This is a genomic window from Paenibacillus sp. FSL A5-0031 (genome assembly GCF_001956295.1).
Lineage (GTDB): Bacteria > Bacillota > Bacilli > Paenibacillales > Paenibacillaceae > Pristimantibacillus.
The window spans coordinates 1-13,625 of record NZ_MRTD01000036.1 but is presented as its reverse complement, the minus strand read 5'-3'; the positions used below and the strand labels follow the sequence as shown (position 1 = coordinate 13,625).

Sequence of the window (13,625 nt, the reverse complement as noted above, 5' to 3'; positions counted from 1 at the left end):
CGATCCGCTATATTAATTGGTTCACCGCATTATTCGGCACGGCAAAGACGACTATCGTACCTTGACCCAGATCACTCTGAATGTGTAGCCCCTTCCCGTATAATTGTTTCAACCGTTGATTAATATTGAACAAGCCAACTCCCTGCCTTAGGTTCGAACGTTTATCGAATATATGTTGCCGCGTTTTTGTATCCATTCCCACTCCGTTATCAGCAACGGTTACTTCTGTTCTATCTTCATATTCGGCGATATGAATATGAATCACTCCACCCGACAAGCGACTCATGATGCCGTGCCGTACTGCGTTTTCGACAATCGGTTGAATGGATAGCGGTGGAAGCTTTAGCTCCATGTTCGCTTCGACCTCCCAAACGGTATTCAGCCTGCCTTCAAAACGTTCATTCTCGATATATAAATAAGAACGTACGAGAGCAAGCTCCTGTCCAAGCGGAACAAGCAGCTCGGAATTTTGAAAGTTGAAACTGGCTCTTAGATAATTGCCGAACTCGTCAAGTAATAGGCGCATTCTGTCCAGATTGATGTCGCTAAGCGCAGCTATCGCATTGAGGGCGTTGAATAAAAAGTGCGGTTGTATTTGCGCCTGCAGCCATGCCGCTTCCATACGCAGGCGTTCGCGCACGGAACGGTTCAGATCCGTTAATGCCCGTACCCGCACCTTTAACTCCATCGCATCCGCAGGCTTCAAAATGTAATCGTTAGCCCCAGCCAAAAAACCAGCGGCGATATCTTCTGGCTTGTTACGCGCGGTCAGAAGCAGAATGGGCAGTTCCGAGCTCGAATAGCGCTCACGAATAACTCTCGTTAATTCATACCCCGACATGTGAGGCATCATGACGTCAGCAATAACAAGATCCCATACTCTCGTGTTCAGATGAGACAAGGCATCATTGCCGCTCGTAACCGCAAAGATGTCGAAGGATTCCCCAGACAGAATGTTCTCCAATATTTTCAAGTTGATCGGATCATCGTCCACGGCCAAAACCGAAGGTTTCACCGTTCTCTCCACAACGGCAGAATCGCCATTCGTACCGTAGTGTATGTTTGAGTCGTCAGCGACGGCGGCTTCTGCATAGACAGGCAGACCTGCTGCAAAATCAGCTTCCCGTTGAAAGGGTGAATCGGACAGAGCCAAAGCAAAGGTGAATGCAGAACCTTTGCCAGAGACAGACGTCACTTCCAACGTTTCGCCGTGTAGTTCCACTAACTGCTTGCAAATGCCGAGGCCCAGTCCGATGCCGCCCCCGGGAGCCGCAGTCATGCTGGAGTCGCCTTGCTCGTAAGGATTAAAGATTCTTCGCAGCGTCTCCTCGTCCATGCCGACGCCTGTATCAGCAACACTAATGTACGCTTTCCCGTCTAGTGCGACCACCCGGATGGAGACATTTCCTTCGTTGGTATATTTGATTGCATTATGAACGAGATTATACAAGATTTGAATGAGTCGGTTTTCGTCGGCCATCACAGGAGGAAACTCGTTCGGAATCTCATTCACCAACCGTATCGGTTTACTATCGGTCATAAAGCGAAGCATGTCGAATACGCCAGAAGCGACCGCCTGCACCTGAACGGTCTGCACGTGGAGGCGGATGTTCCCCTCCTTTAGACGAGTCAAATCAAGAAGGTCATTTAACATTAAAGACATGCGTCGACCGACCGTCATGACCAACTCCAAATTTTTGACACTCTCACCGCTCATCGAATTTTTTTCGTTGTCAAGGACGGTTTGCGCCATATTCAGCATCCCATGTAGGGGATTTCGCAATTCATGGGATGTGTTCGCAAGAAAATCGTCCTTCTGCTTGTCTGCCATTCTAAATTGCTCATTTAGTTTTGCGTTTTCTTGGTAATTACGGAAGTATTGCTTAAACCAGTAAGCTGAAAAACTGATGATAGCCACCAGCACGTCAAACGGGAAGTAAACTCTTATTACTTCCAAGTGAGCATTAATCAGTCCCCATGCAGAACTGGACAATATGCTCATGGTGGCAAGCAGCAGGAAAGTGGCGCCTGGCTGATTTTTGGCTATAAGTTTGCCAATTAAATAGATAACCCAAGTCATTGGAAACCAATAAAGCAGTCTGAATATTTTAAATTCGATTAGATAGTAAATGAGCGGAGGGGACATGACCAACACAAATCCTGAATACAAAACTAGTACTATGGCGTACGTACGGAACAGAACTGTGTTTGTTCGGAGCTTGGCAAATATTCCAGTAATCATCAGGAAAAAAAAGGGAAACAACGAGTACGAGATTATCTTTATTTTCAGTGCCCATGCATAGTTGATAAAAGGCATACCTACCAGCAGTAGACTGTCGTTATCAGACACAATCGTAATCCCGGCGGTCAAAACCAGCATGAAAAAGGCAAGCAACCCTTTTTGCCAACTGAGCAAATATAACATCACAGCGTACAAGCCAAGAAACATCAGTACCACGAAGGTCATAATCTGAAAGCCAATGGAGATCCATCGTTCGGTATTGATGGCCGTATCCGATCCGAAGCGGATGGTTCTGACAACACCTCCATTAAACGGATTATCAAAATTAGCCACGCGAACAAGCAGTTCGATCTCATTCACTCCGTTTGCCTTATAAAGCGGGGTATAAGAAATTCGGCGGGGCTTATACGTATTCGCCTGCTCCGTCGGTTGGCCGATTCCTGCTATCTGACCGTTGAATTCAACAACGGAAGAGGCTTGAATTTCCTGAATCCAGAATTCAAAGGACTGTTGCGGTAAAGGATCGACAAGAATGCGCAGGCGGTATGTACCAAAACCGAACGACGACTTTGAACCTGCCGGTAAAGCACTTCGCCAATCTCCCGGGACCATGATATTACGCTTGTCCTCGGATTTCCAATCCTTATTTTTATGCGTGAAAAATGCTTCCGGATAAAAATCCCACTCGCCGTCCAGCGTAATGGAACGGGAGTTGGCGAAGTCCCAGCCGCGCAGATCGATCACGCCTTGAACCGCACGAGGATGGTCAGGCGTAAGGAAAATTCCGGACCATAGCCACCGGATGCCGAGAAGTATAGAGAGAAACAGGATGAACGTCACAGCATATTTCAGGGTGGTTTTGTTTTTTATCCAAATCATATAGTGCACACTCCCAACGTTTCACCGTACAGTTCTGCTGAATTCTTGAAAATGTTAAGCCCCTTTCCGGTAGCTATCATATTTCGACAAGCACTGCAGAATCCCTTGTTCCATAATTGCGTGATTAGTCCAGGGAGTTATTATCTTCAGGTGATGATACTAAGAACATACGATGGATTTCATTAGACGAATTAAGACGTTTGTTGGATGATGAGCCATTGCAATTTTCTAATGTAGACAGAGCAGAGATAATGTTTTACTTAAAATCACTCAAGTAGAAGGTTTGTTTGCAAATCTCGTACTTAACGGGACCGTTATTTCAATAAAAACACAGAAGCAGCCAATCATAATGATCGGCTGCTTCCCTTTATTGATAGAGGAATGATTATACTGATAACCTAACATACCATATTTTTATTTTTACCCTCAAATAACGATACTCACATACACAAATTACCCTTTTACAAAATCTACTATAAGGGGTGCACTTCATTTTATACCAGGCTTTATTTTAAAAATCGAAGGTAGTCGCACCCCACTTTTTTGAATTACTAACGCAGCCCCATGTAGAGTCACAGGCACACAACCGACTTTATCTTTTGCATGAATAATCAGGTCAGAGGATAAGCTACAGCAAAGTATAACGTTTTCAACGTAATTATCATTTGGTGCAGAACGGTGTCATTTCAATTAAGGAGTGAAATTTCTATGACTGATGAACGACTAGAAAGGATAAATACAAGCATTCCTTTTGTTCGAAATAAACCTCTACAATTAATGATATTCGTTTTCATTATATTTTTTGGTCTTATGGCAATATCCCCCACCAATCGATCTCAATGGCTTGCTAATAGCCTATCGCTTATAGTGGTTATTCTTATCCTTGTTTTTACTTACAAATGGTTTCGGTTTTCAAACCTGTCCTATCTTCTGATGCTTATCTTCTTTTGTCTTCATACATATGCTGCACATTATACATATGAAGGTACACCATTTGACCATTGGCTAAAATCATCGTTTCATACAAAAAGAAGTTACTATGATCGAATCGTACATTTCGCCTTCGGTTTATTATTTACTTATCCATTTCTTGAGATATTAAAATCCAAAGTTAAGCTATGCGGGATTTGGTCATATATATTGCCAGTTGTCGTTATACTCGGATTTAGCGCACTATTCGAAATCTTTGAAATGTTAGCCGCCTTAATTGCTGGGTCTAATGGCGAAGCCAAATTTGTTGGTATGCAAGGGGATGTCTTCGATACACAAAAAGATATGGCTTTAGCTTTCCTTGGTGGAGTTGTATGGATAGGTATACTCGCATGGATGATTGGTAAAAAGGAATAAGCAGCAGTTCCAGATTAATTTCTTCCGGGTCTTCTGTCGCAATTACCTTTCAAAAAAGAAACAACAACTTGATTTTAATGACAATTAAAATCGGGTATAAACTTATCCTTTACTACAAAATATATAAGTGTATTAAAATCAAAACAGAGCGAGGTAATCTAATGAAAAGTCTTTTATTAATTGGCTTTATCAGCTGTTTAATGATGTTCAATTCAATATCTGTGTCAGCGGAAAGTAGTGTTAACACACCGGGACAGGAGCTTCGTTATGATGTCAACCGCGTAACTAATGACACTAATCGTGCATTAAATGTAGATGACAATCAAAATTATCGAACAAATAGTTACAATACATCTTTGAACAATAACAATTATAGAACAAATGCAACACCAGTTAATCGTGGCTCCAACTGGGGTTGGCTTGGTCTTTTAGGTCTTCTTGGATTAGCAGGAATGCGAAGCCGAGCGACTGATCGCGACCGTGATCGGGCATAACTAAACACATATCCCCCTTTGTATATACAAGGGGGATTTTTTCATAAGTTTCTTTTTTTATTTTTATTAATTAAAAACTTCAACATAATAATGCTCCTATACGACTTCGGCTTACTATTATATGGGCTTGAAAATATTCGAGGTACGCGAGCTCGATTCCGATATTTCATTCATCCGCAACTACCTGTCGAAGGATCTCATTAATTATATTTTCGAGAAAAAAGGCACTGAGTGGAAAATTACCGATAAATCGTGGGCGAAAATTCGCGATCAATCTTTTGTGTAAACTCATGTAGTGCTTTCCCGGCAATTTTTGACCACTGTTATAGACTTCGGTAATCCAGTTATCATTAGAACCTTTTAACGAAAATAGCCCCTAGAACAAAGTGTAAGTTCTAAAGGGCTATTCATTTTACACGAAATGGCTTTCCTGATAGGCTGATTTAACCTACCAAGATCATTTACCCGATCAATCCGCTGCGCTCTACGCTTTCTACGAAATAGCGCTGTGCAAACATATACAAAAGTACGATAGGTGCAATAAACAGCAGCTCGCCCGCGTTTTTAACCATATAGGCATAGAGGGGGTCCGTCATAGAGAAGGAAGCCCACATGACAGGCAACTTGGTCGATAATACATCTGTTGATGTCAGGAATAGAGAGACGAAATAATTGTCATTCCACTGCCACACGAACGAGAATAAGACAACTGTAACGATCGATGGAATGGCATTAGGCAGCATGATGCGGTAAAACGATTGAAAAACGGTACAACCATCAATGTAAGAAACCTCCTCCAGCTCCATAGGAATGCCTCGGAAAAACTGGAGAAAAATGAAGATAAACAAACCGCTCTTTATTCCCATACCGGTAGCAGATTGAAGAATAAATGGCCAATAGCTGTCCAGTAGATTAATCCCCTTCTGTCCGGTGAACAACTCGATAAGACCGAATACATCAAAGTAACGATAATTGAGATAAGTTGTAATCATAATCGTTTGCACAGGCACGATAATCGTAAAGATAACGCCCCCGAATAAGATCTTACTCCCTTTAAAGCGCAATCGTGCAAATCCAAATGCCGCCAGAGAGCAGGAAATCACTTGCAGGAGAGTCGATACTCCCGCAATCGTAAATGAACTCATAAATGTCTTCGGATAGCGAAGCGCCTCAAAAGCAATTTTTAGCGTATCCAATGTGAAGTTTTTCGGAATCCAAAGTACAGTTGTATCATACAAATCCACACGATCCTTAAACGACACCGATAGCTTGAAAAACAGCGGATATAAAATCACAAAGCAAAAACCGATCACGAGTATCGTTCGAACAGTTACCCAGCTCCAATGCTTACTCCAATTAAGCAGGCTGAATCGCCTTGCACGTTCTCTCCAAGCTGTTGCGCTTGAACGGATGGCCAGCTTCACTGTATTCCCCCCTTTGCCTGTTAATCGTAATAAAATACTTTGCGTGAAACGAGTGTCATAGTCACAAGTAGAATGACGGATACGATAAGAAAGTACACCCACGCCATCGCTGCGCTGAGGCTGAAATTAAGTGTTTGAAACGCCGTATCCGTTATCATCTGGCTTAATGCGTTTGTACTATAGGAATCAATAACGGTATACACGATATTCGTCAGTAAAATAGGGCTAAGCATCGGGAAAGTAATTTTCCAGAACGCTTCATAGCCGGTCGTCCCCTCAATTTTCGCTGCTTCATACAAAGATGGTGAGATCGATTGGAGCGCTGCAAGGAATATCAGTATCTGCACACCAGATGAGCTGATAATTTCATAAATTCGATCCACGGATCCTGTAATGTAGCTAATAATCCCATTACCTACACCCGCCTCAACCAGCATTCGCTGAAGCTCAAAGCTAGTAAAAGCAAAGCCTCCATCCTCACTTGAAGAACCCGTAATCGTTGAGGCAATGGATGCCATCTCGGAACTGTTCTCCAGTGATAGCACGGGGGCTGCAAGAAGTACCGGAAGAAAGAATACGGCTCGCGCAAATACCCTCCCTCTAAACTTCTGATTAATCAACGTTGCGACAAATAAACTAAATATCGTAATGGACGGCACATTAATTAAAATATCAGAAATTGCCTCAATCAGCGTTCGATTGAACGTTGGATGCGACATAAATAGCTGCTTATAAAATGAAAATCCTTCATATTTGGTATCGAAGCCGCCCTTACCAAGAGTTAGCGTATTTAAGCTATACAGAAAGGACTTATACAATGGAATGCTAAACAAGAAAACAAAGCCTAGAAACCAAGGAGTTACAAAAAGAATGCCTAGTCTAGACTTTTTCTGCTGCAGCGTCGGACTTTTACGTTTCATCATAATCCACCGCCGATCACGCGGTAGCCCTGTGCTTCAATAGAAATATCGTCTACCGTTACCGCAGATTTATTGTAGTTCACTATTATTTTCTTGCCTTGTTCAAACGTTGTTTCGAATACTTCATCAGCTAACTTGCGGTGGCCCTTAATCGTCTGATCCTGCACATCCCTTAAGATGGCATTGGATTCGTTATATAGATGAACGGCCTCCTCAAACCAATCTCCATAATGCGGAGAATATAAGTTGTTCAGCTTCGTATCACGAATCATAGTAGGCTGTGCGTAAAACCATTGATAAAATACATTGGATCCTGTCTCCAGCGTTTTTAGCAAGGCGGTTCTCTGATCTTGATCACGGCCGAGGTTTATAGGCGTTCCGGCATAGTCCACATATCCGTGCAAAACCATAGAGTAGAAGGGCACATCTTCGTCAGCAATATTAAATTCACTGCTCGTGAGCGGAGCATTTACGATCGTCTTCGCATACGGCAATGTGTAAGCATTCCCTCCGCTAAGCATGATTTTCCCGGTTTCTTCTTTAATCTTCTGCAGATTTTCACCTATAATCCCTATGGCTTCCTGTCGGTTAACGGTTTCATGAGAGGTAACATCACTGTTTAAATCCTCTCCCAAATCACGTAAGGAAACGCCATCGGCGTCAAATGATTCATAGTTCTTCAGAAACTTATCTACCACGCCCGTCAATTTACGAGGTGAGAGCAAATAGTAGAGCATATCTGAAGGATTGGTTGTTACAATATCATCATCGAAGCTTTTAGCAGATTTACGATTAAGGAAGCGCGTGGCATCTTTTGATGCTTGAAAGCCCTTGCCGTTTTCATAAACCCTCTGAAAAGCAACGTCCGGATATACCTCGATATTGTTTTCCTCTGCATAATTTAATAATTTCTCAAACATCTTTTTTCCACCAAGAATAGAATCCAGCTTGATCGATGAAGGCAGCCTGTGCTGAACGCCCTTGTTAAACCAACCTGAATATTTGAGCTGGATTTGGGATATGTCACGTTGCTGCAAAGACTCCAGTATTTCTATCGCCTGTGAATAGGTGGTTACCGCTTCAGTAGATGGATAAGGAATACCTAGGAAGTTTTTACGAACAGGAATCGAGCCGATTAACTCCAGAACGAATGGCGTGTCGCCCCCGCTTTTTTGCCGAGTCAAGCCATAGTGCTTAATCAGATAGTCCCTGTAGTAATTAGCCATTCCCGTATAATCAGCAGAAGAGTCTTCTAAAAAAGCATAGCGAATTTGAAGGCCACTATCATACATCTCCGAATATTTAGGAACCTGCTTGGTAACCGAGCCCGTTCTAAACACAACTGGTTCCATGTCTTTCATTTTGAAAGTGGCACCTACCCGGTTATAGCTATTCAGCTTGCCGCTCGTATCCGCCGTTATTGTTGCCTGGGCATCGCCCTGTTCAATAATGGCAAACATCGCGTGATTCTCCTGCTTCATTCCAAAAACAGGAAATCTAGAAACCTGTGTATATTGAACCTCAGTTTTCGAATTTTGCAGCGGTGTCTGATCGATGCCATACAGCGGAACCTCATAGGCACGTGCTGCATGGTTGTTATTGTTCAAATAAATGAGTGCTCCTGATCCATCCGGCACAAACATATAACCTTCAGCCTCATGATCAGCGGCTCCGAAAAATGGAAGTAATTGCATCGTATGAAGGGGGAATGCGTCCGAATCCATCACCTCATCCGTTGCAATTCGTGCAATGAGATTCTCACCCTCAAGCTGATAGATAAGCGGGATAGTAAATCGAGGTGCTACATTTTCTGCCTGATCCCCACTCTCCACCATCTGGTTATCCTCTTGTGCATCTTCAGCCGTATAGCCGATGGACTCAAGAACTGCCACGACGTCCTTTACGACATAATCCTGCATTTTTTTGCGCTCATACTGCTGCTTCTCCTCGTTGTAGAAAAAACGAGTACGAAGCTTATTTCTAACTGCTTCATCCGCAATTTTGTTCAAGATTCGTTCTTCAAACCGTTCTTTGCCGACAGCTTTCGGGATAGAACTTAGACCCTTCTCTGAGCTTCCGATTTCGTAAGTGATTTTGACCCCGTTATCAACGAGAGCAATCTCAAACTGATTCTTCTTAATGCTCTCTTCTTCATTATTCATAAAGGACTCATGCCCTTTGTCATTGAAGTACGAAATAATCAGCTGCGAGGCTAGATTGGTTTTATTAATTGCCGTTGCAATCGTATCTTTGGCATGATCAATGGGATTGGTCGACCAGACTTGCCCGTTGCGTTTCTCCCTCACACTGACCTCAGTCGTCTTCTTATCGATAAATAGCTGCAGATGCTCATTCTCAGCAATCATACCCATTCCACCCGGAAGTGCGCTCATTTCGGAAGCGATAGTCACTTCGTGGTTAGCTTTCTTCACTTTCTGACTCTCGTTCGCAGCCTCCATCTCGCTTCTGAACATGGTTTCGTATAGGCATGATGCTGCAATAAGACAGCATAGCATCATCAATATCGTCCGTTTCTTTCCCTTATTCATGTACGCACCTCCTCATGCTCTTGCCCTGATTTCTGAATAGATTGAAAGTATGAAAGTGGTCATCTGCTGCAGTAAGCTAAAACAAAGGATGCATAGAAAAACAATAAAAACCATGACTACAACGGTGAGGAATAAAGTCAGTAATGTTTTGAAAATAGAGTATTGGTGAATGGTCATCATACCCACGAACAACAACCACAAAAACCAGCAAATAGCAGCAGACTCAATCAAATAATAAAAAGGGGCTTCTTCATGCGTAATCATATTACTGAATACAACTTGCGGCAGGTACAAAATAATGAACGGCAGCAGCGAATAACCAACAGCTGTAATAATCTCAAGAAACTTTCCTTCACCGTCCATTAATGTTGTCAGTGACCAGTTGGCCACACAAAACAAAATAAATGGCAGCACAATATAGATGAGCTCATCCACGCTGTTAAGAGTGCTTAGCTTATTGAAATTAACAACGAAACCCGAGTATTGCCGCTTCAAAATCATCGTCACGACAAGTAACAACACAATAATCAGCGCAATTTTCACTCGACCCTTCTGTTCATACTTCATCTCCCAGAATCCGTTGAAAGGTCTCATCATTGTATAGAAAGGCGCTTTTACAATATTGGTTTCAACAAAGTAGAGCTTCGGCCTTCTTTTAACCCAATAGATACGGATCCCAGCGAAGAGCGCGGCAGCGGAGAGTAGAACCGTCATAATGGTACCGAAATGATCCCATACATATTGCTTGCGGTATTGTTTGAAAGCTTCTGAATAATACTTCCTGTTATTTCCGTTTTTGAAATAATTCATGGCCATCTTGTTCTCGTTTTTCTTGAGAAACGCTTTGCCCATACTAATATAAGCGATATCGAAATTAGCGTTTAATTGAAGCACCTTATTCCATGAATCAGCAGCTTCGTCCACCTTGCCCGCATAATGGGCCTTTACAGCTTGCCGGATTAGTTTGCCATAGCGAGTCGGCGCAAAAATCGTCATCCGGTTCATCTCATTATCCAGAACCGCTATTCGCTCTCCGAGCATTGAAAGGGCCACCGGTTTTTGAAAGTTATTAGCCTGTGTGCCTATTCCCCCAAATTGATAGAGCAGGTTGCCATCGCGATCATAGGTAAAGATGCGATTGCGAGTGGAGTCTAAGCCGCTATACATGCCGCTTTCATCGGACACTACATCAATGAATCTAGAGCTTCCTCTATTTTTGGGGTCACTCACTACACTCTTTGTTGGGTCAAGTCGAATAACCGAGATGTCTCCCATCGGAGGGAAATAGCCTTCACGGCGCAAGATGTCCTCCCCACTGGGATTAAACCTCTTAATTGGTGTATTCGAATTAGCCTCTGAAGATACGGCATAGATTAGGCCGCGATCATCGACATCCAAATTACTGAATTCAACCGGCAGGAATAACTCCATTTTCCCGACTTGCTCCTTGGTCGATAAACGTTTCCACAGCAAGTCAGTTGGATTAAATCTCACTTTGTTCGTTCCGATATAACCTTTAAAACCGCCTGAAGCGTCAAGCTCCATAATCCCCTCAAAGGCACCTTGCGCAATCACGTAAATCCGATCAAACTTATCAACGTACAGCTTGAAGGGGAAATATTGAAACCCTTCCGGGAGTATGCTGGACTCAGGAGCTCCGAACAATTGAATGAGAGTACCATCATTGCTGAGCTTAACGATCCGATTGTTGTACGTATCCGCTACGTAAATATTTTGTGAAGCATCGACAAATACGCCATAAGGCTTGTTAAAGGTTTCCTTCTTGCCGTTATTGTCGAAGCCGTCTATCGTACGAATAAGTTTGCCATTCTCATCTAAGCTGACGATACGATTGTTACCTGTGTCTGCGATATAAATCCGATGATCCTTGGCAACAAATAAATCCTGCGGAACATTAAAATGGCCGATACCAAGCTCCGATCCGTCCACATGCTTCTCGGCCAGATAAGGATACGGCGCAGGCTCCGCCTCTTCCCAGTAGGAATAGTTGTATCCGTGATCAGGCAGAGCATAAGCCGGAACAGCGAAGCCGGTAATGAAGCACATAAGGATAAGAAATGATGCAATGCCCCTTATGGACGCCAATTGCGTTCCCCCTTTCTCTTTTATTCTTTCAGGCCTGATGTCGACATTGTCTGAATCACGCTGCTTTGCGTCACGATAAAGATCGTAACCGGCACAAGCATCATAATGAGCGCAGCGGCAGCCATCGGTCCGGAACGAGCAAATCCTCCGGACAAAATTTGGCTAAAGGCATAATCCATCGTTTTTAACTGTTCACTAAACACATAGGAAGCGCCCTGGCCCCCGCTGCCTGTTCCCCATAAGCCTTTAAAGGAAAAAATAATAAGCGTTAGCCACGCTGGCTTAACCATTGGCATGACTATGGTCCAAAAGATCCGGTACTCGCTCGCACCATCAATCTTCGCGGCTTCGATTATCGCATCAGGGATTTGCTCCATAAATTGCTTCATTAGAAACAAACCCAGCGAAGTTGCTAGAGCCGGGAAAATCAGCGCCCAATAAGAGTCGAGCAAACCCAGCCACGTAATCGTTAAATAGTTGGGAATGGACGTTACCTGTGAAGCAAACATCAGCGATAGAATAACAATCCCGAATAGGATATTGCCGCCTGGAAGCTTCAGCTTCGCTAGCGGATACGCTGCCATGGAAGCTAAAATGACGTGCCCGACCGTGCCGGTTAATGCAACAAAAACCGTATTAAACACATAGCGAGAAAGCGGTACCCATGAATCAGAAAAAATAAGTAACAAATCATAAAAGTTATCCACTGTCGGAGAACGTACAATAAATGTAGGTGGAAACAGGAACATCTCATCCAAAGGCTTTAACGCAGTGCTGATCATGAAAACGAAAGGCACTGCCATGAATGCTCCCGCTCCTAACAATATTAGAAATAGAGCTATATCAACAGGAAGGGAACGATTGAGTTTCTTCTCTCGACGCAGACGAAAGCTTATATTCATGCTCTCTAGTCACCCACCTTCCGAAGCAATTTCTGCACGACCAAGTTCGAGCCTAGCATAATCGCGAATAATACGGTTGCAATCGCACTAGCATAGCCCATCTCGAAACGTATCGTCCCGAAATCATTCAGATGCGTTACTATTGTATGTCCCGCATACTGCGGGCTTGGGAAGCCGACCAGGCTTGTTGCCACATCTGCGACCGCGAACGAAGATGTAATCTGCATAACCGCGCCAAACATCAGCATCGGACGAAGTGAAGGCAATGTAATAAACCACAGCTCCTGCCAGCGATTTCTTATGCCATCGATCGCACCAGCTTCAATTAGCGTCATATCCATTCCTTGTAATCCAGCGATAAAAGCCAGAAAGGCTGTACCGAGGCTTAACCAGAGCTGAACCAGCATAATAATCGCCAGCATGTATTTGGGATCCTGCAGCCATTGAATCGGTTCAAGAATAAATCCCCATTTCATCAGGAATGCGTTGATATAGCCGAAAGAATCGCCAGAGAAGGCAACTTGCCATATCAAATATACATTTCCTGAAATCGAAGGCGCATAAAATAGAAGCGTTATAATAGACCTTATCTTAGGTGAAAGCTCGTTGATGAGCCATGCAAGAAAGAAGCAAACGATATAGCTGAGCGGACCGGTTATCGCCGCGAACAGCAGCGTATTTTTCAACGCAATTAAAAAAACTTCATCCTTGACGAACAAGTTGGCATAATTTTCCCAACCCACCCACCCTGGCGCTTCAAGT

9 protein-coding genes and 1 pseudogene are annotated in these 13,625 nt (G+C 43.4%); 3 read left to right on the top strand and 7 right to left on the bottom strand.

What is annotated here, in order from left to right; all coding sequences use genetic code 11:
* Positions 1-7 precede the first annotated feature (7 nt).
* The gene (locus tag BK120_RS33075; RefSeq protein WP_076271720.1) at positions 8-3,121 is read right to left on the bottom strand and encodes a hybrid sensor histidine kinase/response regulator; all 3,114 of its coding nucleotides are present in this window, start codon (positions 3,119-3,121) and stop codon (positions 8-10) included.
* Positions 3,122-3,829: 708 nt separating this feature from the next.
* On the opposite strand from BK120_RS33075, the gene BK120_RS33070 reads away from it, so the two are divergent.
* The 3 genes and pseudogenes from BK120_RS33070 to BK120_RS35075 form a co-directional block, all read left to right on the top strand.
* Positions 3,830-4,468: a DUF2238 domain-containing protein gene (locus tag BK120_RS33070; RefSeq protein WP_076271719.1), complete on the top strand. Its 639-nt coding sequence runs from the start codon at positions 3,830-3,832 to the stop codon at positions 4,466-4,468.
* A gap of 161 nt (positions 4,469-4,629) precedes the next feature.
* On the top strand, positions 4,630-4,962 hold the full coding sequence (locus BK120_RS33065; protein ID WP_256711099.1) for a WGxxGxxG family protein: 333 nt from the start codon (positions 4,630-4,632) through the stop codon (positions 4,960-4,962).
* A 130-nt stretch (positions 4,963-5,092) separates the two neighbouring features.
* Positions 5,093-5,236 (top strand): annotated as a pseudogene (locus tag BK120_RS35075) (SpoVR family protein); the annotation flags it as partial.
* Between the two features lie 187 nt (positions 5,237-5,423).
* Here BK120_RS35075 and BK120_RS33055 read toward each other — a convergent pair.
* The 6 genes from BK120_RS33055 to BK120_RS33030 form a co-directional block, all read right to left on the bottom strand.
* A complete protein-coding gene (locus BK120_RS33055; protein WP_305953938.1) occupies positions 5,424-6,386 on the bottom strand; it encodes a carbohydrate ABC transporter permease in 963 nt (320 codons plus the stop codon).
* A gap of 20 nt (positions 6,387-6,406) precedes the next feature.
* Entirely contained in the window at positions 6,407-7,309 is a 903-nt protein-coding gene (locus BK120_RS33050) for a carbohydrate ABC transporter permease (RefSeq protein ID WP_305953936.1), read from the bottom strand.
* Positions 7,306-9,855, bottom strand: a complete 2,550-nt coding sequence (locus BK120_RS33045) for a DUF5696 domain-containing protein (protein WP_076271717.1) — start codon at positions 9,853-9,855, stop codon at positions 7,306-7,308. Before BK120_RS33045 ends, BK120_RS33050 begins: the two co-directional genes overlap by 4 nt.
* A gap of 12 nt (positions 9,856-9,867) precedes the next feature.
* The gene (locus BK120_RS33040; RefSeq protein ID WP_256711098.1) at positions 9,868-11,961 is read right to left on the bottom strand and encodes a YIP1 family protein; all 2,094 of its coding nucleotides are present in this window, start codon (positions 11,959-11,961) and stop codon (positions 9,868-9,870) included.
* 20 nt (positions 11,962-11,981) lie between these two features.
* The gene (locus tag BK120_RS33035) at positions 11,982-12,863 is read right to left on the bottom strand and encodes a carbohydrate ABC transporter permease (RefSeq protein ID WP_076271716.1); all 882 of its coding nucleotides are present in this window, start codon (positions 12,861-12,863) and stop codon (positions 11,982-11,984) included.
* A gap of 5 nt (positions 12,864-12,868) precedes the next feature.
* The coding region (locus BK120_RS33030; RefSeq protein WP_076271715.1) for a carbohydrate ABC transporter permease at positions 12,869-13,625 on the bottom strand (757 nt) is incomplete at its 5' end.

Bases quoted from the DNA above. Each gene is read 5' to 3' on its own strand.
- BK120_RS33075 (WP_076271720.1), bottom strand. From the start codon at position 3,121: ATGATTTGGATAAAAAACAAAACCACCCTGAAATATGCTGTGACGTTC.
- BK120_RS33070 (WP_076271719.1), top strand. From the start codon at position 3,830: ATGACTGATGAACGACTAGAAAGGATAAATACAAGCATTCCTTTTGTT.
- BK120_RS33065 (WP_256711099.1), top strand. From the start codon at position 4,630: ATGAAAAGTCTTTTATTAATTGGCTTTATCAGCTGTTTAATGATGTTC.
- BK120_RS33050 (WP_305953936.1), bottom strand. From the start codon at position 7,309: ATGATGAAACGTAAAAGTCCGACGCTGCAGCAGAAAAAGTCTAGACTA.
- BK120_RS33045 (WP_076271717.1), bottom strand. From the start codon at position 9,855: ATGAATAAGGGAAAGAAACGGACGATATTGATGATGCTATGCTGTCTT.
- BK120_RS33035 (WP_076271716.1), bottom strand. From the start codon at position 12,863: ATGAATATAAGCTTTCGTCTGCGTCGAGAGAAGAAACTCAATCGTTCC.